Origin of the sequence: Sphingobacterium prati, assembly GCF_013167215.1 — a bacterium.
Lineage (GTDB): Bacteria > Bacteroidota > Bacteroidia > Sphingobacteriales > Sphingobacteriaceae > Sphingobacterium > Sphingobacterium prati.
In genome coordinates, this window is sequence record NZ_JABJWY010000018.1 from 1 (window position 1) to 23,545 (window position 23,545).

Genomic DNA, 23,545 nt, shown 5'->3' on the forward strand with positions numbered 1-23,545 from the left:
CCAACAATATCTTTCATCATACGGTCTACTTTTTCTGCTAATAGGTGTTGAAGACTTGGATAGTCTTCTTTTGCCTGGAGTATTCCTTTAACGGAGCAATAAAACTTGATTTTGGGTTCCGTACCGGATGGTCTCGCCGAAATCACGTCTCCATCTGCGGTAATGAATTGCAATACGTCCGACTTTGGAAGAGCAATCTCGTTTGTATTACCTGTTTTCATGTCAGTCGTTTGGGAAAGTTGGTAGTCTCGAATTTCTTTAACTTCGATTCCCCCAAGTGTCGTGGGTAGATTTTGGCGCAGTCCAGCCATCATGGCCTGTATTTCCTCGGCTCCGGCTTTTCCTTTTTTCGTTAAGGAAATCAATTTTTCCTGATAGCAGCCAAATTCTTGATAAATATCCAATAATACGTCATAGACCGTCTTACCTTTTGACTTAAAATATGCAGTCATTTCTGCCAGGAAAGCACAGGAATTAGGCGCATCCTTATCTCTGACCAGGTCACCGACCAGGTAGCCGTAGCTTTCCTCTCCGCCGGCAAGATAGTGTGCTGAATCACCTAATTTTGTGATCAGCTCGCCGATATATTTAAAGCCTGTGAGGGTTTCGTAGTGCGCTACATGGTAATGATCGGCAATATCTGCCTGAAGGTTGCTGGTTACAATCGTTTTAACGATGTATGGGTGGTGCCCCAACTGTTTTAGATCACTCTTTGCACTTAAGACATAGTAAATTAGTAAACTGCCGATCTGATTACCATTGAGTAACTGAAATTGTCCCTGGCTGTTTTTAACAGCTATTCCGACACGGTCTGCATCTGGATCGGTTGCTAAAACCAAATCTGCGTCAATCTCTTCACCTTTTTTCTTTGCTAAGGCCATCGCGTCCTCCTCCTCCGGATTCGGATAGATTACCGTTGGAAAATTTCCATCCGGTGTGGCCTGCTCGGTGACTACTGTAACGTTTTCAAAACCCCATGATGCCAGCATTTTTGGTACGATTGTAATTCCAGTGCCGTGGATCGGAGAATAGACTATTTTTAAATCCTTTTGTGCCCGAACAGCTTCAGGATGTATACTCAATGCTTTATTGGCATCAATATAAATCTGGTCAATCTCTTCACTGACAGGAATAATATTTTGGCTATTTCCTTCAAACTGGATATCTTTTACAGAGGTGATTGCATTGACCTCATCGATGACATTTTTATCATGGGGCGCAGTCAATTGCGAGCCATCATTCCAATAAGCTTTATAACCATTGTATTCCTTGGGATTGTGCGAAGCCGTTAACATGACACCGCTCTGGCATCCAAAATGACGGATGGCAAAAGACAGCATTGGTGTAGGACGCAATTCATTGAAGAGATAGACCCTGATACCATTGGCAGCAAATACCTGGGCCACAAGCTGACCAAAAGATTGGGAGTTGTTACGGCTATCGTAAGCTACGGCTACCTTGATCTCCTGATCAGGAAACTGCTTTTTGAGATAGTTCGATAAGCCCTGTGTCGCTTTTCCAATCGTATATTTATTCATGCGATTGGAACCTACACCCATAATCCCTCTTAAGCCGCCCGTGCCAAACTCAAGATCCCTGTAGAATGAATCGATCAGCTCCGTCTCAGCCTGATCATCTATTAACTTCTGAACTGCACCTCTTGTTTCCTCATCATAATTTGAGGTCAACCATTCGTCGATTTTCTTTTGTATGTCTTTGTCTAAATTTCCCATTATTATTAAATATGGCTAAATGTAAAAAAATCTTTTAGGCGTCACAACCCGCATATGCACGATCAATGACCGTGATGTACCATTTTCCTCCTTCTTTTGTAAGGTGAAAAACAAATGGTTCTTCACTTTCATTGGAGGTCATTATCGCGCGATAGCTTCTGACTTCTATGTTTCTTAATCGTTGTAATTCGTTACCTGTAATTTTTGCGTCTAAAATCTCATTCATAAACTTGGCTGTTTGTGACAGTTCATTTGGATGCGATTTCTTGTCATAAAAAAAACCGAGTTTATCCCATTTCATTGTGCCGCAGTCAAAAACGGGAAGCTTTCCTACTTTTAAAGGCCCTTTGTAACTCAGTTTTTCATACGAGTGATACTCTGGGATCGGTTTGGCAAAGCTAAAATTATTTTGGTGTACATACGAGTCCAGCGCCCCCGGGCGATAGATGATATAAATGCCTAATTTGGGGTGTATATAATTATTGATTGTTTTGCTATCTTGATCGGTATACGCTTTGGCTATTTTTTCCAAAACATGTTCCACGGTTTCAGTATCCTCTTTTTTGACTTCCTTTTCGATTGTGTCGGGGTTGCTTATCGTATCTAAGGGGATAGAATCTTGGGCAATTTTTACGGCCTTGTCTTCCTTTTTATTGTTTCTGCAGGAGAATACACCTATCGAGATACAGATCAGAACAAAGAAAAAGAGATTTCTCATGTTGTTTATTATTTAATACTATTTTTTTGACGTCAAGTTATCGATGATCGACTTTAATATTGACCTTGTTGATGGCAGCCACCATTGCACGAGGATTTCTTGAATAGTTTCTTCTCTATTCTCGCGCAATTTAAGAATTATTTCTTTTCTGAAGTTCAGTTTGGAGGTCCGCCAGGTTTTTTGATTAAGCTGTGAAATCTGTTTTATTTTCTTTGTCGCGGTATTAAAAAGCATGTTTGCCGGAACAACATCATCTACTAAACCTTGTGCTTTTGCTTCATTAGGAGTGAGCAATTTTCCTTCAAGCAGGTTCTGATACGCGTTTCGTCTCCCAATCCAGAAAGCGTAAAGTTGAAAGATACTTTCCGGAACAATGAGCCCAACTGGTATTTCGTTAAGTCCAATGACAAAATTACCTTCCGCCATGATTCTATAATCGCAGCACAAAGCAAATACACAACCTCCAGCTGGGCTATGGCCAGATATAGCCGCTGCGATCGGCTTTGGAAAGGATGCCAAGAGCGAGGTAGCCTCTAAAAATAGATTCCAGAATTCTCTGATTTGATCCACATTGTAATCAAATAAGGTAATGAGGTCAAGTCCGGCACTAAAGAAGTTCTCTTTACCAATAAGAATTGCTCCTTGTACAGCCTCGTTTTCCTGGTTTGACTCCAAGGTCTCTATAAGCTCTTTCAATAACACGGTATCGATGGCGTTTGATTTTCCCCGATCCAAAAAAATGCCTAAGATATGATCTTCTATTGTGGTTTTGATATGCTCCATAACGAGTTTATTTAAATTTATAACGGTTTGTTCGGCTTGCTATTGTGGCTTTACTTCTATTAAATATTCAAGATGAGCGATTTTGCCCTCCATGTCAATTCCCTCAATGGTGATTTTATATATCCCCGCTTCATCAGAAGTGAAAAAATCAAATTTGGCTTTCCCATCTTTCCCTGCTACCAGATTAGGTTCCCAGGCGATTGTCGTTCTCAGATCGCGCTTGAGTTCGTGTTTTTGAGTGCTGTTGTATTGTGGTTTAAAAAAGTTACGGTTCACATGGAGGCCTTTAGGTAAAATAGTTACGATTCCTGTCGGTGTGTAGGAAGCCGATAGTGCATCACCAGATTTACTTGTGACAACCAATACACCGTTTCCGCCATACATACCATAGATAGCGGTATTTCCGCCACTCCTCAATACTTCGATACTCGCGATATCCGGGACGTTGATCATGCTTATCTGATCAGGTTCAATATACATGCCATCTAAGATCACCTGCATGGGGCTGCCGCCATTTAATCCCACTGACCGTGTACTGTAGGGTACTCCATTTCTAAAAATAACACCCACTAGTCTTCCTGCAAGGCATTGTTCCAAGGTGGCGCAGGTGGATAGGTCCTCGGCTGTTATCACCTGATCTGCACGGCCTGGGCCATTGAGGTTTCTTGAGTTTTTGTCCGCTTTATTGGCATTTACCCTGTTGACTTGGACTTCCTCCAATTTAATGCTTTTTTGAATGATGCCGGCAGCTTCAAGTTCAGCCAAAAATTGTTGATTATCCTTGAGCTGATCGATTAAGGTGGTATTAATATCATTCATAATCAATGGCCTGTCTTTACTTTCCTTTACGCTAGGAATATTTGGATTGTCGATAAGAATATCCACTCTATTCTTCTCTTTTTGACCATTCCCGGTTACAATAAACTTGATACTATCCGCAAACAGCAGGTCATCAAAAGCAAATTTACCATCATTATTTGTCAGTGTATCTACACTTAGCATCATATTGCTCGTGGGGATTAAAGTAACTTTCGCATTCGGAACAAGTGCCTTTCGTCCGGTTTTTTTAACAGTGCCCGAGACCGTAAGGCCCTTCTCCGGAAGGTACGCATTATTCGTCGTATTAAGATAATTTTTCCAATCTAGCTTACGCCAGCCCTGGATCAGCATAAGGTTGTCAAGCTCATTGAACTTGATGTTGTTGAGATCTTCAAAGTAATAATTTGGACGTTCTATAAAGCCCCTGAGATCGGATTTTAAGAGCAGCTCGGAGACAATCGAAGAATAATATTGTGCTACAGCAGTATCGGCTTTATTGAGGTTAATTACCGAAGCTGAGAGTGCTGCTATTTTTGACGTATCACTGCTACCTTCCTTCACCGAAAGATTTGCGATTACCTGATCCCGTGTTGTAAATGTTGGCTTGTTCAATTGTAAGGTTATGGGTAGCATTGTTTTTGGAGCATTGTAACTAAATACGAGCCTTTCGATGATCGGAACCAGGTGTTCATTCAGTACTGATAATTGGATTACTCCCGAAGGAAGATCTTGTTTGGGAATGTTGAATAATATTTCCGGCCCGTTTAACTTTTGTTTAACAGCATGTAAAACAAGTCCATTGTATTGTGCAATGAGATAGACTTCTTTACCCGTTACAAGGTCAGCTGTAGCCGATAACTGCGCGGCGATTTTATCTTTTAAACCGGAGTTGACAGTGAGTACATAGCCTGAAGCAGCCACCGGAGGCAGTGTGGTACTCACCGAATTTCCGCCTGGGAATACTGCCGTGGCAATATATTTTTTCCCTGTGCTTAAAATAAGCGGCATACTTCCCATGCCGAGGTCATTCGTCTCAAATTCAATGATGGGAGCCTGGTTTTCCTCTCCGATTTTGATTTTTGACTTCAGGCCCAAGCCTGCAGGACTAAGCACTTTGACGCCGGTTTTGCTTAAGATATTTTCTACGAGTTCACCACCTTCAGGGAAAATTTGGATACTGTTCCGTAGGTTTGGATCTGGGATTGTAAAATTCTTTAATACGCGTCTTTTATCTGATGATAAAAATTGTAGGGATAATGTTCCGCCCCTAAAATTATCTTTGAGCTCAAGTGTTATTGTTCCATTTTCATTTGATTTTAAGCGCCCGGTCTTTTCTTTTAGGCCATCCTGTTGGAGGGTATAGTTCACGTTACTGTTTATTAGCGGTGCCCCCTGAATTGTCTTTAAGTTGATCTGGAAGAAGTTTTCAGTTCCATTTTGAAGGAGCGTGCTTTGCGTAATGACATTGTCTGCTCGACCATTGGTAATCGGTACAATCCGCTCATAGAAATTGGAGATGGAATCGTTTTGCATCCAGCGGGTGTATGCTCTGATCCGATAAGAACCCTCCACGAGTGTGTCCGATAGACTAAAATCACCGATGCCAAGGCCCAATGTGAGGGGGATTTTAATGCTTTTAATGATGCTATTTGTCGGCGAGATCAATTCTATATTGGCGATCTTGCTGATGTTGCTTAAGTAATTGAAAGGAGCGGTCGTACAATACAGTTTAAACCAGATATTTTCACCCGCCGAATAATCATTTTTGTCCAGGTGGAGGTAAATTTTCTCCGTAAGATGACTTTCATGGTATGTCTCCAGCTTCTGTATAGTCTGATCAATTTGAGCGGAAGCCAGAAAGGGAAGCAGTAGGCAACTGGTTAACGACAATAAGCGAGCATACATATGACTAATGTTTCTTGAAAATTAGAAAATATTTTCTCTTTAATCAACTTATAAATCAAAATTTTATCTCAAAAGTGAGATCAAACGATTCTATAGCTGTTATGGACAGCTTTTAAATTAGAAAATAAATATAAAATCCTTTTTTGAACGATCTTATGTCTGAAAATTAGTATAAAAAAAATATCTTTGTGCTATGAATATCCTAATAATCGGTTCAGGAGGTCGTGAATCCGCCTTCGCCTATAAACTGTCGAAAAGTCCACGTTTAGATCAATTGTTTATTGCTCCAGGAAATGCTGGTACAGGAGCGTACGGCCAGAATGTCAACATTAAAGTTACTGATTTTGAAGCTATCGCCTCTTTTGTATTGGAAAATGCGGTACAGATGGTGCTGGTCGGACCAGAAGAACCTTTGGTAAAAGGTATTCATGATTATTTTTTGAACCGTGAAGATTTAAAGGATATCCCGGTAATCGGGCCGCAACAGGAGGGCGCGCAATTGGAAGGATCGAAAGATTTTTCGAAACAGTTTATGGACCGCCATGGTGTACCTACCGCTGCTTCACGTTCTTTTGATGCGGACTCATTGGCCGAAGGATTGGTTTATCTGGAGAGCCAACAATTACCGATTGTGCTTAAGGCTGATGGTCTTGCGGCCGGAAAAGGCGTATTGATCTGTGAAACACTCGAAGATGCAAAAGCCGAACTGAAGGCAATGATTGCGGATTCCAAATTTGGAGAAGCGAGCCGTGTCGTTGTGGTGGAGGAATTTTTAAAAGGAATTGAACTCTCTGTATTTGTTTTGACGGATGGAAACTCCTATAAGGTACTTCCTTCTGCAAAGGATTACAAACGTATTGGAGAGGGCGATACAGGCCTAAATACAGGTGGAATGGGCTCGATTTCTCCAGTACCTTTTGCCGACGAAACATTTTTGAATAAAGTGGAAGAACGTATTATCAAACCGACTGTTGAAGGACTGAAGAAAGATGGTATTCCCTACAAAGGTTTTATTTTCATCGGTTTGATGAATGTTGATGGTGAGCCCTATGTGATTGAATATAATGTGCGTATGGGAGACCCGGAAACAGAATCCGTATTGCCTCGCATCGAGTCTGATCTCTTGGATCTGTTGGAAGGTGTCGCGCAAGGAAACTTAGATCAGCGCTCTTATACCGTTTCTCCAAAGACAGCTGTTACGGTTATGCTAGTCGCAGGAGGTTATCCCGGAGCGTATGAATCTGGAAAAGAGATCTCGAATTTGGAGAATGTGAAGGAGTCAATTGTATTCCAGGCAGGAACCAAGGAACAGGATGGCAAGGTTGTTACTGCCGGTGGACGGGTAATCGCGGTAACGACATTACAAGATTCACTTTTTGACGCGCTTCAACAGGCTACGGCAGACGCAGGGAGGATTTATTTTGAAGGAAAATATTTCCGTCGCGATATCGGTTTTGACCTTATCTAAAAAATATTGAAAATATTTTTGTAATAATGATTTTAAGGTCTATATTTGCAACTCCAAAAATAAGAACGCTTTTGGAGTTGTATTAAAATGGCCCGTTCGTCTAGGGGTTAGGACGCAAGATTTTCATTCTTGAAACAGGGGTTCGATTCCCCTACGGGCTACAGAATTAAAGCTAAGACAAAACGCTTGCAAATGTCAAATTTGCAGGCGTTTTTGTTTTTCAGCATCTACAGACCTATATTGATTCCCAAGAAAAAGTGAAGAACAACCTTCATATGTAATTTCCCCATCAAATGATGAAATTCTAGCCAAGCATTTGAGCAGGGTACTTTTTCCTGAGCCATTGCGTCCTTTGATCCAGTATATTCCTTCTTCGAATTCTACATCTCCTATCTGTAGGTGATTATCATAAATTTCTTTAAATTATTATTTTAAGCATCTGGTCTTTTTAAGATTTTCGCGTTACGGTTTACATTCAACCTGGAAAAATAACACATGATACCGCTCAAACCTGTATCTTACCCAAGTGCATACTGTCTGTATTACCTCCACCATAACTCTTTACAAAAAAGATAAACACTTCATAAGTCGCATCCTTTTTATGTTCTGGAATGGTGATATCTTGTTTGCCGGATATTAAGCTGTTTTTCGATTCGTTCATCAAAAGTGGATATTCAACCCCATTATCCGCTGCGCTATATAAGATTAAGAAGGAATCGTAAGACCTGGTGTCAAACTTCTTCTCCAGATAGGTATCATATTCCCAAGTAACCCGAAGCACTTGATTTTCTTGATCTAAATCCATCGTGTAGGAAGTGATGGGATTGGGGCTTCCTTTGGCAATCATAAATTTCTGCCAGTCAACCACAAAACCGTCTTCTTTCTGGATAAGTGCTTCGTTCAAATTATAAGACATCGCAACATCATATGCCCGCTTAGGATAGCTGTACGCTTTATAACCAATTTTGATGATCGGATTTAATAGGCTGATATGTGACCTCACAATTTTGAAGCGGGTTCTACTGAGCAGTTGTTCAGGTGTAGGCGCCCGTTTTTTAACGCGCGGGAGAGAACGCACATAATTTCCTGTTTTCGTTAACACAAACACAACAGAACCTGCTTTCCCGGAAACAGTCCCATTGACACCATTTTTGATGATTGCCATAATTTCCTGATTAGTTTATAGTTATTTAAGATAAACATTAAAAAGGAAACATCCTAATACCAAATCCCACCTAACCATAAAGTTCACTCAATATTTAGACAGTGATCAGTCACTAATTATTCAATCAATACTGAATGATCACTGAGTAAGCACTGAATGAGCACTGAACAAATACTGTAAAAAGGCCTAATTTGATCACTAGTTGATCCCAATGTGTTGTCCCTAAAAGTATCGGCAAAAGAAACTAACAATCCTAAAGAAAAAGAACCAAGATCGCAACTTGGACCAAAATGAAATGAATCTACCTTTCAAGGACTATCTATCAACTCGTTGATGAGTTGTACAGAAAAAATAAATTCTTAATGAGTTAGTTTATAGGTTATTGTGTTTCGGGTGTTTGTTTTGATACAAATACGCAGATTATTGAGATAATTCGATAGTCTCAAAAATTTTACGTTCCCTACTTTTGAGTAATCAATTATAAAGCAGAACATCTTAGAGAAATATTAGAAACCAAAATTTAAGAAATATCCAATAATTTTTTTGAACGAAACAGAAAGTAGAATGCGACTGATCAGTAGAATGGTTGAAGTTACCATAAAACGAGGAGCAGGGAGTATCTAATAAAACATCAAGCTGTGCCATGTTTGAGATTTGAAAACGGAAATAAAAAATTAGAAAAGTAATTTTAAAAATTAGGAAGACTTTGAAGCTGTTGCACGAAAGTTTTTTCTAGCTGTAAAAAGCTAATACCATTTAGCTTAATCTAAAATAAATAATTATGTGTAAATATTTAACAGGCGTTTGCCCTTCAAAAGGGCGGGCATCGATTCGTTCGTCCTAAAATTTCGATGTAATGAAAATTAATTTAGTTCTAGAAAAGCCTTCGACGCAAGAAACCTGACGATAAAAATATCCAGTGGCTTTTTTGGGGACAACAGAAGAAAAGTATTTGAAATAAATTCTAACCAATTTAATAACTTATGAGAACAAAACAAGTAGTGCGTAGAGGCTTGTACCTTTGTGGTAGACTCTGGGTCTTTATGATTCTCACTCTTGGCCTTTGGGCCTGCAAAAATGATGCACCGGCAATTGTTGGCGAAGCCATGCCTTTTGATCCCTCCAAACCAGTGGTCGTGTCTGATTTTAGCCCAAAATCGGGTGGTATGGGACAGCGTCTGATTATTTATGGACAAAATTTTGGGAACGATCCTAAAAACGTTGCCGTCTATATCGGCGGGAAAAAGGCTGTTGTCATCAATGTCTTGGGAGAATCTCTTTATTGCCTGGTTCCAAAGCAGGCTTTTAGCGGCGATATCGAAGTGCGGGTCGGTGGCGAGGAGAAGCCTGTCATTGGCAAGTCTGAAGAAAAATTTGAGTATAAGCGTAAACTGGTGGTATCTACGCTGGCAGGTTATCGAAATTCACGTGGTGATGAACCTTGGAAAGACGGCAAGTTTAAAGATACTGACCAAAACAAAATGGCCAGTGGTTTTTGGCTTTCCTCTTTTATGAAGTTTGATCCCATGAATCCCAAACACTTATGGGTGACATTTGATAACAATAATGGGCTGTATCTAGTTAATTTTGAGGATAGCACGATTACAAAAAAGCGTTCTGATTTTGACCGTCCACGGAGTTTAGATTTTTCTGTGGATGGGAAATATATGATTGTGGCGCAAGATCGGGGTGGAGAGAATGACGAATCTACCCTATTATTTTCCCGTGTAAAAAGCTTTCTCGATAAAGAGGTATTGACCAAAAGCAGACAATGTAATGGGGCTTCCATTCACCCAATAAATGGCGAAATGTATTTTAATAGTTATGCAAAGGGAGAGTTCTTCCGTTTCGATTTAAATCAATATTTCACGGATAAAACAGTAAAAGCCGAGCAATTATATGTGATTCAGGATCCGGAGTGGGAGTATCGGGCGCTGATTCATCCAACGGGTAACTATGCTTATATCTTGGTGATCAATCAAGGGTATATTATGCGTGCGGATTACAACTGGGAAAAAAAGCGCTTTAACCAACCTTATTTGATTTGCGGTAAAGTGCGTGAATCTGCCTATAGAGATGGGGTTGGATCCTCAGCGCGTGTCAATCAGCCATATCAAGGGGTATTTGTTAAAAATCAAGCCTATGTGGAAGCAGGTAAGCCCGATGTCTACGATTTTTATTTTACGGATTTGATGAACCACGCCATTCGTGTACTGACGCCGGAAGGAGCAGTAACCACTTTTGCAGGGCGGGGCAGTTCAAGTTTGAACACTAATCCTTATGGTTATGTCAATGGTGATCTGCGGCAAGAAGCTCGTTTCGACAGGCCATCAGGTATTGCTTATAACGAGAAGGAGCAGGCATTTTATATCGGAGACCGAGAAAATAGGCGGATTCGTAAAATCGCACTTGAGGAAATTGATGAAAATGACCAAGATTAACCTGAAATAAGATGATAAATAAAATATTACTAATCTGTTTATTGCTTCTCAGTGTCACTTTTCGTGTGCTTGCACAAGATATTGTTGAAGTAGCGGGTGTCATCGTGGACGCCCAAAAGACCCCGTTAATCGGCGTCAGCATCTCTGTGAAAGATGCCCCTGGTTTAGGGACTACCACGGATAGTAAGGGTAGCTATAAGATAAAGGTGGAGCGTTACAAAACACTCGTATTCTCTTCTATTGGTTATCAGAAACAAGAGATACTCGTAAAAGATTCCCATAGCATTGATGTGACCTTAAAAGAATCAGAGACTAGCGTATTGGATGAGGTTGTGGTAACAGGTACGGGAACTCAAAAGAAGTTGACATTGACTGGCGCTGCTAGTACTGTAGATGTCGAGACAATGAAAGGTAATCCGACTTCAAGTATAACGAATGCACTTGCTGGAAATGTACCTGGTGTAATGGCGATGATGCAGTCTGGTCAGCCGGGTAGAAACATTTCCGAATTTTGGATACGTGGTATTTCTACCTTCGGTGGCGGTAGCGCTGCTTTAGTTTTGGTGGATAATGTCGAACGCGATATCAATGATATAAATATCGAAGATATAGAGACATTTACCGTGCTTAAAGATGCAGCTATGACGGCGATTTATGGTTCCAGAGGTGCAAATGGTGTTATCTTGATTACGACCAAGCGCGGTAAAGAGGGCAAAATCAATATCAATTTTAAGGACGAGACGATTTATAACACGCGTACCATTACACCTGAATTTGAAGATGGCGTCACTTACGCTAATCTGCTGAATGAGGCCCGGGTTACACGGAATTTTGAGCCTATTTATCGGCCGGAAGAATTGGAAATATTGCGTCTGGGACTAGATCCGGATCTGTATCCCAATGTCAACTGGAAAGATCTGCTGTTGAAAGATGGGGCCATGACTTATCGCGCAAATCTCAACATGACGGGAGGCGGAGCTACCGCCCGTTATTTTGTATCTGGAAGTTATGTGGATGAAGGCGGTATGTATAAAACGGACGAAACGTTGCGCAATGATTATAATACAAATGCCAATTATAAACGCTGGAATTATCGTTTGAATACGGATATAAATGTGACTAAGACTACCGTATTGAAAGTTGGTGTGGCAGGTTCTCTAGATAAAAGAAATAGTCCGGGTCTGGGGGACCAAGACCTTTGGGGCTCTTTTTTTGGTTATTCTCCGATCAGTACACCGGTACTGTATTCCAACGGCCGTGTACCAACAATAGGAGATGGCAATAGGGTCAATCCATGGGTCATGTCAACGCAGTCCGGATTCAACGAAAATTGGCAAAACAAAGTCCAGACCGATGTCACAGTCGAACAAAATTTTGATTTTATTACCAAAGGTCTTAGGCTTAGAGGGATTGTTGGCTTTGATACCTATAATAATAACAATATCACGCGTATTAAACTGCCTGAATTATGGCATGCTGAACGAGCACGTGATGAGAATGGAAATTTGATTTTTACGCATATGGCTGATCCGAGAGAAATGGAGCAGGGGGGATATTCCGAGGGAAATAGACGTGAATTTTATGATGTAATGTTAAATTATGATCGCAAAATTGGCGACCATAATATAGGTGCAGTGGCACGTTTTACCCGAGATGCCTTTACCAAAACAGTTAATTTGGGGAATGACATCAAGAACGGTGTATCCCAACGTAATCAAGCTTTAGCAGGAAGGTTAACCTACAATTGGAAATCCCGATATGTCGCCGATTTTAATTTTGGATATACAGGTTCAGAAAACTTTGCCATTGGGCAACAATATGGTTTTTTCCCTGCTGTAGCTGCCGCGTGGAATATCTCCGAGGAACCTTTTGTCAAAAATAATATCCCCTGGCTGAATTTGCTTAAGGTGCGTTACTCCTGGGGTAAGGTTGGGAATGATCAGCTTAAAATTGGCAATAACAACGAACGCTTCCCGTACTTATATACGATCGATGAGATCTGGCGAAGAGATAATAATGGCAATCTCATTCTGGAAAATGGCCAAAAGATTCCTGTGGGAGGCTATCAATGGGCAGACTACGGTCTAGACCGCTATTATGGCGGTATCCGCTATAGTCAGGTAGCTTCGCCCCATGTGACTTGGGAGATGGCAACCAAAAATAACCTGGGAGTGGATATCGCTTTGTTGAGAGATAAATTTATTGCCAATCTGGACTTCTTTGATGAGAAACGTACCGGTATCTATATGGAGCGAAGATTTCTGCCAGGGATGGTTGGTCTGGAAAGTATTCCACGGGCAAACGTTGGCGGTGTAAAGTCGAGAGGTTTTGATGGTCGCTTAGAATATAAGCAGAAGATCGGCGAATTAAATCTGACAGCACGCAGTAATATTACCTATAGTAGGAATGAAATTACGGCAATCGATGAGGAAAATAATGTATATGGTTATCAAAATCAAAAAGGCTACCGGGTAGACCAGTCTATCGGATTGATCGCTTTGGGCTTGTTTAAAGATTATGACGATATCCGTAATAGCCCGAAACAACAGTTTGATAATAATCTTCCAAATTATCAGCCCGGAGATATCAAATATAAAGATGTCAACGGGGATGGCGTAGTGAATGACGGTGACCGGGTCGCCATTGGAGCAACGCGAAGACCCAACTTGGTTTACGGTATAGGAGCATCAGCGAGCTGGCGGGGATTTGATCTTAGCGTTCATTTTCAAGGATCAGGGAAGTCTACTTTTTCAATCTACGGAAAGACAGTACAGGCGTTCCGTGAAGGCGAATGGGGACAGGTCATGAAAGGAGTCATGGGCAACAACCGCTGGATATCTGCCGATATTTCGGGCGATCCATCAACCGAAAACCCAAATGCGTCCTATCCGCGATTAAGTTTTGGGGACAATATCAACAATTTTAGAGAGTCGACATTTTGGCTAAAAAATGGACAATATCTTCGATTGAAAACATTGGATATTGGTTATACACTGCCAAAGCACTTGACAAATCGGATTAAAGCCAATACTATCCGCATTTTTCTGGTTGGCTCAAATTTATTGACCTGGTCAAAATTCAAACTTTGGGACCCGGAGCTTGCGACTCCGAGGGGTGAAGATTATCCGTTGCCTAAGTCATTTACATTTGGCATTAATGTGAACCTATAAAATTAGAAAAAGATGCATAGAAAAACGTTATATATTGCACTGATGCTCGTTTTGGGCACAAATGTCATCTCGTCCTGCAAAAAGGATTATTTAAAGTCCGACCAATATTTTAAAGATCGGATCACCTTGGAAAAAACATTTAAGAGCAAGTTGTATTCGGAGAAATGGCTGGCCCATGTTTTTGAGGAATTTAAAGGTGAAAATGCCGATGTCGCCAGTAAGGGTCTTACCCCGCACTGTTTTGCCGATGATATGTATTATGGTGACCGCGATAAGGATTATGATCCCTCTAAAAATGAACTGTCCTACAATATGTTTAAGATGGGCTTATATACCGAAATTGATAAACAGGGAACATGGGCGCAATCCTATCGCGGGATCCGGAATGCGTCGACCTTCATACAGAACATTCATATGAATACCGAAATGTCTGAAACGGAAATATCGGATTATCGGGGACAGGCACGTTTTGCACGGGCTTATCTCTACTGGTTATTGCTCCGTAAATATGGCCCGATTCCATTATTACCGGACGAAGGGCTGGATTACACCGATAGTTATGAGGAGCTGGCTATTCCGCGTAGCACTTATGAGGAATGTGCAGAATATATCAGTGCAGAACTGCTACAGGCGGCCAGAGAAATGGAGGCCTTAGGGCTGAAGCGAGGCCAAGACGGCTCTGCGCGCCCTTCCGTGGGTGCCGCATTGGCAGCACGTGCTAAAGTACTACTTTATGCCGCGAGCCCATTAGCCAATGGGAATAATTCAGGTTACGCCGCGCGCTTGGTAGACAAACAGATGAAGCGTTTGCTTTCGGCAGATTATAAAGAAGAGAAATGGGCGAAGGCGGCAGCAGCAGCCAGAGATGTGATCGAATTGGGTGTATACCGGCTTTACACTGCTCCCTTTCAGGAAACAGGCGACGATGCAACCGTTAGGCCTCCCCAAGATCACGACTTTTCGGATAAAAGCTGGCCTGCGGGCTGGGCAGATATCGATCCAACAAAATCATATGCGCAGGTCTTTGATGGGACATTGTCTGCCTCAGGTAATCCTGAGTTGATATTTACACGGGGAAATAACCAGCCAAATGAGGGTATCGACCAAATGGTGATTCACCAATTGCCGCGGTCTGCAACGGGTTGGAATACACATGGGCTGACGCAAAAATTGGTTGATGCCTACTACATGAATGATGGTAAAGATGCGCCAGGTAAAGATAAAGAAATAGGCCGTGGTAATGGTTCCAGTCGAGTTACGGGTTTTGTTACCCAAGAGGATTATGACACAAAAAAATATAGGCCATTAAGGCCAGGTGTTTCCTTACAATACGCGAATCGTGAACCTCGTTTTTATGCTTCTGTTTCCTATAGTGGTAGCTTTTGGACCTTGCTCAATGAAACGAAAGAAGAAAACCGCAATAAGCAAATCTTTTATTATAGTGCTGATCCGAAAGGAAATGGCTTCAATTCAGCGAATGGGTACTGGTTGCGAACAGGCTTTGGGGTGAAGAAGTTTGTTCATCCCAGTGATACCTACGAAGGAGGTATGGGCTCACGTATTGTTCCTAAGGCGGAACCCGCTATCCGGTATGCCGATATTTTGCTTATGTATGCAGAAGCATTAAATGAATTAAGTGGTTCCTATAGTATTGCCTCCTGGCGTGGCGGATCCTATAGCATCAGCCGCGATATCGCTGAAATAAAAAAAGGTATACATCCGGTTCGTATCCGCGGCGGTGTACCTGATTATCCGGCTAGTGTATATGGGAATAAGAACGAATTGCGAAAAACATTAAAACGCGAACGCTTTATAGAGCTTATGGGTGAAGGACAACGCTATTATGACTTACGTCGCTGGATGGATGCGCCAGTGGAAGAAGCGTTGCCAGTCTATGGCTGTAATGTGTTGATGAACGAAAAAGAGCGTGATCTTTTTTATCAGCCCGTTGCGATTTGGACTTTAAAAACAACCTTTGCTGATAAAATGTGGTTCTGGCCGATTTCCCATACCGAACTTAAACGCAATAAGAACTTAACACAAAATCCTGGTTGGACTTACAACGATTAATCAAATACGCATATTATGAGCAAGCCCTATATACAGTTTTTATTATTCACTTTACTCGCCGTCTGCGGATCTTGTAATGATGAGTGGAAAGAAGAACAATTTGAACATTATATTTCTTTCAAAGCTCCTTTGGACAATGAAGGGGTATCTAATATTTATGTCCGATATAAGGACAATGGCAAAACAACATTTTTGCAACCCATGGAAGTGAGCGGATCTACAACAAATGAAAGTGATTTGACCGTAGGTGTGGCGGTAGATGCTGATACCTTGGGTATATTGAATTACGAAAGGTTTCAGGCACGGGAGGATTTTTATTACAAACAGCTGAACAACAGTTATTTTTCCATACCTCAAACGGTAAATATCAAGTCTGGTGAAAATACCGCTTTAATGGCTGTCGACTTTACGCTAAAGGGAATTGATATGGTCGATAAATGGGTACTCCCCTTGACAATCCTCGATGATCCATCTGCTAAGTACAAACCAAATCCGAGGAAACATTACAGAAAAGCTCTTTTGCGAATAAATCCTTTCAATAATTATTCTGGAAACTACAGTGGCACAGCGTTAAAAGTTGTGATGGAAGGACATGAAAACGAAACACCGATCGTTAAAAGCCAGATTCGGAGTTATGTGGTTAACGAAAATACGATTTTCTTTTACGCCGGAAATATAGACGAAGACCGTAAAGACCGAAAGAATTACAAAGTTTTCGCGACATTTAATGAAACAGGAGGTGTGACGTTTCGTGCAGAGAATCCAGAGATGAAATTTGCAGTGAAAAAAGATGCAAGTTATACCATTACAGAGCAAATGGATGCCGTGCGCCCCTATTTACTGCATCGTTATATCACGATCAATAATGTGGATTACGAATTTACAGATTACACGCTTGTTTCTACTACGGCGATCAAATTCAAGGTCTCGGGCTCGTTGATCTTGGAGCGTCAGCTCAATACACAGATTCCGGACGAGGATCAGTCCATTGAATGGTAAAGTTTATGAAACCATTCGCCGAGCTATTGGTTATATCTAAGGTATAAAAAAATAGTGTTATGATTGGTATAGTAGGTGGACTTGGTCCTTATGCAGGCTTGGATATAGCCAAGAAAATTATTGACGAGACAGTGGCAAGCTCCGATCAGGAGCACTTGCCACTGTTGTTGTTTTCCTGCCCTAATTTGATCCCGGATCGTACCGCATATTTATTGGATAAATCGAAGGAGAATCCGGGAAAGGCAATAGCGGTGATTCTAAAACAACTGGAACAAGCAGGGGCAACTATTGCGGCAATTCCGTCCAATACAGCGCATGCAGAACCGATTTTTTCAGTTATTCAGGATGAAATGGCCCGTTTGGGAAGTGAACTGAAGTTGCTTCATATTGTTCATGAGACGGTACGTTTTGTTCATGAAAATTATCCCGAAAGCACAGTTGGTGTCCTATCGACAGCAGGTGAGCAGGCTTATAGCCAATATCGGGAAGTTTTTATGAAACAGGGATTTCCTATCGTTGAGCCGGAAGGTACACAGAAAGAAAAAGTAAACAATGCCATTTACGATAAAGATTATGGCATTAAGGCGCAACCTGCGCCGATTGCCAATAAAGCGAGGGAGGATTTGTTAATGGCGATGGATGATCTGAAAAAACAAGGTGCCCAGATCATTATTTTGGGCTGTGCCGAATTGCCATTGGCCATTCCCGAGAGAGACCATAATGGAATGATTGTGGTCGATCCCAATCGAATCCTTGCACGGGCACTTATTCATGCAGTGGCTCCTGATAAACTCAGAGCACTTTAGTGGTGTTTTTTGTCAAATTGGCAGTTTTTTTTTCAAAAAGCTTGTTGGTACAAGTTTTGTCCTCTGATTAATAGTTATTTATGTAACAGGGGGGAACAGATGCAAAAGATCATACACCGAGAAATCGATCGGGGCCATATTGACTTTGGTTGGTTGAAAAGCGCACACTCATTTAGCTTTGGGCAGTATTTTGATCCTGAAAAAGTAAACTTTGGCGCCTTGCGCGTGTTAAACGATGATCAGGTAGAAGGCGGTCAGGGATTTGGTCGACATGGGCATGACAATATGGAGATCGTGAGCATACCCCTGGAAGGAATACTTTCCCATCAAGACAGTATGGGCAATGTCCGCAATATTGAAACAGGAGAAGTACAAATTATGTCGGCGGGTAAGGGGGTGGAACACGCGGAATTTAATGGCGATCAAAAGGCCGTGGTTAAGTTTCTACAAATCTGGATAATACCCAATGAGATGAATATAACACCGGGTTATGATCAAAAATCTTATCTTCATTTAGACCGCCATAATAGATTTGCAACTATTGTATCTCCTGATGTTTCGGATCCTAACACTGTTCATATTCATTAGGATGCGTATTTCAATCTTGCAGATCTGGATGAAGGGTGTACAATATCGTATACTGTTCATTCAGAACGAAACGGGATTTATCTTTTTATACTCGATGGAAAGGTACAAGTGGCAAACGAAACATTAACCCGGAGAGATGGTATCGGTATCTACGATTCGGATAATATTGAGATTGCCGCGGATTACAAATCAAAATTGTTACTGATTGAAGTGCCCATGTTTTAGTGTTGACAGTCACAGCGAACAATGAAATTCGTTTACAAATTCGCTATTCTTCAGGGGCAGCATCCTGTGGCGGAGCGATCTTTTGCAACAATTGATTCACCTCGTCTTCGGTCGTGGTCAATTTCGCGCGACATACCTCAATCAAGTCAGATGCACGTTTGATTTTCGCAGCAAGTTCATCAATATTTGTTGTCCCATTTTCAATTTCTTTTACAATCGTCTGTAGTTCATTGAAGGCATCCGTATAGGTATATTTTTGCTCCATTTTATTTTTATCTCTTTAAAGTTTTTTTATTCATATTGCTCCGTTAGCTATTTTCAGGTCCGTCGCTAGGCGATTTCTTATCAATCACGGTACTTGTAATTTCGCCATCTTCCACGATCGTTTGGATCAGGTCTCCTGGGGATAGCTGATCAAGAGATTGAAGTAACTTGCCATTGACTTTTGTGATGGAAAATCCCTGTTTAAACAGTCGCCGTGGATCAGAAAGCTGGATAATCCGCTCGTTGTGCGCTAATGCAGTTTTGTGTTCATAAAAACGTAGTTTGACTAATGCTTTCAGCTCGTGCTGGATATGCTGAATATTGCTGCGCACAGTCTGAAGTTCTCTTTTTCCGACCCATTGGATATGCGTTGCCATTTGAGTCAGGAAATTCCGTTCCTCCCTAAACCGCGTAAAGGCCAACTGTTGGATTCCTTCAGCGGCTTTTTCAATCGGTACTGAAAAATTGTGGAATTTTTGAATGAGAAAATCAGCCAGCTCACTCGGTGTGATTGCATTTTTGTAGGCCACCATCTCACTCACGGTATAGTTGGTAGAATGGCCAATTCCGGTCAAAACCGGAATGGGGAAGATTGCAATCGCTCTTGCGAGCAGATAATTGTTATAGCTCGATAGGCCAACTTCACCACCACCGCCACGAATAATGGCGACCACGTCAAATTCCGATACTTTGTCAGCGATGACCGCCAGTTGATTGATAATCGATGGAATAGATTTATCCCCCTGTAAAAGCGCTGGAAATAACGTGTATTCCAACCGGTAACCCCATGGATTTTGATTGATAATCTTGTAAAAATCAGAAAGGCCTTTGCTCGTCTCTACCGAAATAATCGCCATTCTTTTCGGAAGCATGGGAAACGGAACTGATTTATTGGCCTCGTAAATGCCCTCCTCTTTGAGTTTTCTAATGCTGTCCAGTTTTTCTTTCTCTAACTCCCCCAAAGTAAAAGTTGGATCGATATCAACAATCCTTAAGCTTAAGCCATACATCGGATCATAGGAAATACTCGCCTGGAATAACATTGTAATGCCTTCCCTTAAGGGCTCCTGTGCAATCATCATAAAATTGCTATTGATCCGGGTAAAATCTGCTTTCCATAGCGTTGATCTAATCTCCGCCACGATTTTACCATCTTGTTTCTCAACGAGCTCGGGATAACAATGCCCCGAATGTGTATAGTGGTTGAGCTTATTCATCTCCGCCTTGATCCAATATAAGCTCTTGTAACGCTCAGCAAGTGTCTTTTGGATACTTTTGCTCACCTCCAATAGGGAAAATATTGTTTTATTTTGAATCAATTCCGGCATTAATCAAACTTACAGAAAAAAAAAGATTTATACCTGACCATCCGGAAAATCCCCAATGAGATGCTGTAAAAAAAACAAGCGTAACAAAATTTATTTTTTTATCGGAATGGACTTCGCTTTTTTATTTTATTCGTATTTTTATTTGATAGAACCTAAAAAACGAGAAAAGCAGAATGAAAAAAGGATTTTTTGGGGTGTTATTTGCAGGTTTGTTCTGTATTGGCCCCTTGTTCGCTCAGTATAAATCGACGATAAAGAATGAAACCATACTCTATAATAATATAGATCAGCTATTGCCACTTACTGGGTTGGATCAACGGCGCATCGCTGTCGTTGTACCAAATGCCGAAAAATATACTGCATTTATAAGTCAGCTGGCGCGTTATACAAATACAACGGTATTTGATTTCAGCAAATTCGACGAAGATATCAAGTACTATAACACGATTATCGTCGCAGGCAAGGAGGACGATTTAGATGCAGATTGTTTGGCGCAGCTCAAGCAGGCAGTCCTGAATAATAAGAAAGTTGTGCTTTGCCATTTCTTTGAACATGAGGGCAGCAAAAAGGCCGTTTCCGAGCATCCGAAGTCCGATTTGATTGAGCTGCTGGCACCTTTTACCGCTGTCGGTCAACGCAATGCTGCGATGTCTATTTTCGGCGGAGTGGCTATAACTGATGGCAACGTTAAAACAGCTCAAACGCGACTGCAATACAGTTCTGGTGAAAACTCTGGCCTAAACCTGGGTAAATTGACCAAAAAAATTGATGCCATCGCACTAGAAGCCATTGAGAAACAGGCAACTCCAGGACTGGTCGTGATGGTCATCAAAGATGGCCAGGTGCTTCTGGAAAAATCTTACGGTTATCATACCTATACGAAAGCTGTTCCAACAAAAACAAGTGATATTTTTGATCTGGCCTCAATCAGTAAAATCGCGGGCACTACGCCTGTAATTATGCGTCTTACCGAACGTAATATCATTAACCTGGATAGTACCATGGGGCACTACCTTTGGCAAGCGAAGTATACAAATAAGAAAGATATCAAATTGCGCGCTGTGATGCTGCATGAGGCTGGGTTTACCCCATTTATCCCATTTTATAAATATTTGAAAGCAGGAGATGTTATTGCCAACCCAGACCAACAGCATCAGGTTAAGATGGCCGACAATAGTTACATCCTCAATCATTATTACAGGGATGTGATGTGGCCTGAAATGCTAAAGTCACCGGTAAAACCAACAGGCAACTATGTGTATAGCGATATAAGCATGTACGTGATGAAGGAAGTCGCCGAACATCAGACGGCAGAACCATTGCAAGATTATGTTCAGGAAAATTTTTATAAACCATTAGGGATGACCCACGCCGGATATCTCCCAAGGGAGCGATTTGCAAAGGAACAGATTGTGCCTACTGAGCAGGATACATCATTTCGTAAGATCTTATTGGAAGGGTATGTGCACGACCAAGGGGCAGCTATGGCTGGGGGAATCGCTGGGCATGCAGGATTATTTGCTACCGCCAACGATCTGGCGATATATGGGCAGCTTTTGCTAAACCGGGGAGAATATGGCGGAGAACGGTATTTTAAGGCAGAAACGATCGATCAGTTTACCAGTAAACAGTCCGCATCAAGTCGGAGAGGGCTGGGATTTGACCGCTGGGATCCAAATCCGAAAAATGAATACCCATCCAAACTGGCAAATAGTACGGTCTTCGGACATACAGGATACACGGGAACCTGTATCTGGGTAGATCCACAAAATCAGCTGGTTTATATCTTCCTATCTAATAGGGTACATCCACAGGTCAGTACCAAATTGTATGATCTCAATATCCGAAGCCGTATTCAGGATACGATTTATGAAATAATTAATGAAGCGAAAAAATGATAAAAAATCTATTGCTCATGGGACTTTCCATGTTATCCTTGAATCGCCTCGCCTATAGTCAGGATTATAAGCAAGTTCATGCAGATATGATTGTTGTTGATGGGCATAATGATGTGATCTATGCGTCTATTTTTCAGGGAAAAGATATTGGTCAGCGTTTGAATTCCGGTGCCACGGATATACCGCGGCTAAAGGAAGGTGGAGTAGATGTACAAGTATTTGCTGTTTGGTCGGATGACGCAAAATGGAAGGCTGGTGCATTTGCACATGCTAATGCCCAAATAGATGCGCTGGAAAAGATGATCACGACCAATGCTGCGGAAATCGCCTTAGCAAAATCAACGGCAGATATTGAAGCAATTCTAAAAATAGGAAAAATTGCTGCGGTAATCGGTGTGGAGGGTGGTAATATGATTGAAGGAAGCATTGACAATCTGGTTCAGCTTCACGGGCGTGGAGCGAAATATTTAACCTTGACATGGAATTATAATGTGCCCTGGGCAAGTTGCGCGGCGATGGAGTCCAAAAAGATGGATTCAAAAGCAAAGGGATTAACGGATCACGGTAAAGCAATCATTAGAAAGATGAACCAACTTGGTATGCTAGTCGATCTATCCCACGGTGGCGAACAGACATTTTACGATGTACTCGCAGTTTCGAATAAACCGATATTGGTATCACATAGCAATGCCCATCGTTTATGCCCGCATTTTCGTAACCTGAAAGACGAACAATTGGAAGCGTTGAAGAAGAATGGCGGTGTGATCGGTGTTAACTTTTACTCTGGTTTTTTGGACCCGGATTATGAGAAGAGGTTAAAGAAGATCTACAAAAAACAATTTGGGAAGAATGCAGATACAACGCAGAGCACCTGGAGCATGTATGAACAGTTATCCAAGGAAGCAAAGTACGAAGCTGACGCGCCACTATCCAAACTCTTGGATCATATTGATTATCTTGTTGGGAAAGTAGGGATTGATCATATTGCGGTTGGATCAGATTTTGATGGCATCGAATCCGCCCCTCAAGGGCTAAATGATGTTTCAAAATTTCCTTTGTTGACAAAGGCGCTTTTAAAAAGAGGGTATAACAAAGCCGATATCGCGAAGATTATGGGACTGAATTTTCTACGGATTTTAAAAGAAAATGAGGAATAGGGTAATGG

At 41.5% G+C, this 23,545-nt stretch carries 17 protein-coding genes, 1 tRNA gene and 1 pseudogene; 11 read left to right on the top strand and 8 right to left on the bottom strand.

Annotation, left to right across the window (positions count from 1 at the left end; genetic code table 11):
• The 4 genes from HPC41_RS05220 to HPC41_RS05235 all read right to left on the bottom strand — a co-directional run.
• Positions 1 to 1,733, bottom strand: a 1,733-nt coding sequence (locus HPC41_RS05220) for a phospho-sugar mutase (protein WP_172392581.1), incomplete at its 3' end; no start/stop codon positions are given.
• A 34-nt stretch (positions 1,734 to 1,767) separates the two neighbouring features.
• Positions 1,768 to 2,451 carry a hypothetical protein gene (locus tag HPC41_RS05225; protein ID WP_172392986.1) on the bottom strand — a complete coding sequence of 228 codons (684 nt, stop codon included), beginning with the start codon at positions 2,449 to 2,451 and terminating at the stop codon, positions 1,768 to 1,770.
• Positions 2,452 to 2,469: 18 nt separating this feature from the next.
• Positions 2,470 to 3,234 (bottom strand): enoyl-CoA hydratase/isomerase family protein, encoded by a 765-nt coding sequence (locus tag HPC41_RS05230; RefSeq protein ID WP_172392987.1) that lies wholly within the window; start codon positions 3,232 to 3,234, stop codon positions 2,470 to 2,472.
• A gap of 39 nt (positions 3,235 to 3,273) precedes the next feature.
• Positions 3,274 to 5,958: a carboxypeptidase-like regulatory domain-containing protein gene (locus HPC41_RS05235; protein WP_172392989.1), complete on the bottom strand. Its 2,685-nt coding sequence runs from the start codon at positions 5,956 to 5,958 to the stop codon at positions 3,274 to 3,276.
• A 193-nt stretch (positions 5,959 to 6,151) separates the two neighbouring features.
• On the opposite strand from HPC41_RS05235, the gene purD reads away from it, so the two are divergent.
• Together purD and HPC41_RS05245 are read left to right on the top strand one after the other, a co-directional pair.
• A complete protein-coding gene (gene purD, locus HPC41_RS05240) occupies positions 6,152 to 7,426 on the top strand; it encodes a phosphoribosylamine--glycine ligase (RefSeq protein WP_172392991.1) in 1,275 nt (424 codons plus the stop codon).
• A gap of 89 nt (positions 7,427 to 7,515) precedes the next feature.
• Positions 7,516 to 7,587 (top strand) — tRNA-Glu (locus tag HPC41_RS05245).
• 34 nt (positions 7,588 to 7,621) lie between these two features.
• On the opposite strand, the gene HPC41_RS25295 is transcribed toward HPC41_RS05245, so the two are convergent.
• Entirely contained in the window at positions 7,622 to 7,840 is a 219-nt protein-coding gene (locus HPC41_RS25295; RefSeq protein WP_172393090.1) for an ATP-binding cassette domain-containing protein, read from the bottom strand.
• A gap of 91 nt (positions 7,841 to 7,931) precedes the next feature.
• Positions 7,932 to 8,591 carry a DUF6266 family protein gene (locus tag HPC41_RS05255; protein ID WP_172392992.1) on the bottom strand — a complete coding sequence of 220 codons (660 nt, stop codon included), beginning with the start codon at positions 8,589 to 8,591 and terminating at the stop codon, positions 7,932 to 7,934.
• 983 nt (positions 8,592 to 9,574) lie between these two features.
• Between HPC41_RS05255 and HPC41_RS05260 the strand changes: the two genes are divergently transcribed.
• The 7 genes and pseudogenes from HPC41_RS05260 to HPC41_RS25300 form a co-directional block, all read left to right on the top strand.
• Positions 9,575 to 11,032 carry an IPT/TIG domain-containing protein gene (locus HPC41_RS05260; RefSeq protein WP_172392993.1) on the top strand — a complete coding sequence of 486 codons (1,458 nt, stop codon included), beginning with the start codon at positions 9,575 to 9,577 and terminating at the stop codon, positions 11,030 to 11,032.
• 11 nt (positions 11,033 to 11,043) lie between these two features.
• Positions 11,044 to 14,202 (top strand): SusC/RagA family TonB-linked outer membrane protein, encoded by a 3,159-nt coding sequence (locus HPC41_RS05265; protein ID WP_172392995.1) that lies wholly within the window; start codon positions 11,044 to 11,046, stop codon positions 14,200 to 14,202.
• Positions 14,203 to 14,214: 12 nt separating this feature from the next.
• Positions 14,215 to 16,272, top strand: a complete 2,058-nt coding sequence (locus HPC41_RS05270) for a RagB/SusD family nutrient uptake outer membrane protein (protein WP_172392996.1) — start codon at positions 14,215 to 14,217, stop codon at positions 16,270 to 16,272.
• 15 nt (positions 16,273 to 16,287) lie between these two features.
• Positions 16,288 to 17,271: a DUF4973 domain-containing protein gene (locus tag HPC41_RS05275; protein WP_172392998.1), complete on the top strand. Its 984-nt coding sequence runs from the start codon at positions 16,288 to 16,290 to the stop codon at positions 17,269 to 17,271.
• A gap of 59 nt (positions 17,272 to 17,330) precedes the next feature.
• Positions 17,331 to 18,077, top strand: a complete 747-nt coding sequence (locus HPC41_RS05280; protein ID WP_172392999.1) for an aspartate/glutamate racemase family protein — start codon at positions 17,331 to 17,333, stop codon at positions 18,075 to 18,077.
• Positions 18,078 to 18,176: 99 nt separating this feature from the next.
• Positions 18,177 to 18,665, top strand: coding sequence for a pirin family protein (locus tag HPC41_RS05285; RefSeq protein WP_246250415.1), 489 nt, complete (start codon positions 18,177 to 18,179; stop codon positions 18,663 to 18,665).
• A gap of 12 nt (positions 18,666 to 18,677) precedes the next feature.
• Positions 18,678 to 18,890: pseudogene (locus tag HPC41_RS25300) on the top strand (pirin family protein); the annotation flags it as partial.
• 43 nt (positions 18,891 to 18,933) lie between these two features.
• Here HPC41_RS25300 and xseB read toward each other — a convergent pair.
• Positions 18,934 to 19,155 (bottom strand): exodeoxyribonuclease VII small subunit, encoded by a 222-nt coding sequence (gene xseB, locus HPC41_RS05290; protein ID WP_172393000.1) that lies wholly within the window; start codon positions 19,153 to 19,155, stop codon positions 18,934 to 18,936.
• 43 nt (positions 19,156 to 19,198) lie between these two features.
• The gene (xseA, locus tag HPC41_RS05295) at positions 19,199 to 20,482 is read right to left on the bottom strand and encodes an exodeoxyribonuclease VII large subunit (RefSeq protein ID WP_172393002.1); all 1,284 of its coding nucleotides are present in this window, start codon (positions 20,480 to 20,482) and stop codon (positions 19,199 to 19,201) included.
• 173 nt (positions 20,483 to 20,655) lie between these two features.
• Here xseA and HPC41_RS05300 point away from each other — a divergent pair, with 173 nt between their 5' ends.
• Entirely contained in the window at positions 20,656 to 22,380 is a 1,725-nt protein-coding gene (locus HPC41_RS05300) for a serine hydrolase domain-containing protein (RefSeq protein WP_172393003.1), read from the top strand.
• A complete protein-coding gene (locus HPC41_RS05305) occupies positions 22,377 to 23,537 on the top strand; it encodes a dipeptidase (protein WP_172393005.1) in 1,161 nt (386 codons plus the stop codon). The genes HPC41_RS05300 and HPC41_RS05305 overlap by 4 nt, the downstream gene beginning before the upstream one ends.
• The last annotated feature ends 8 nt before the right edge of the window (positions 23,538 to 23,545 follow it).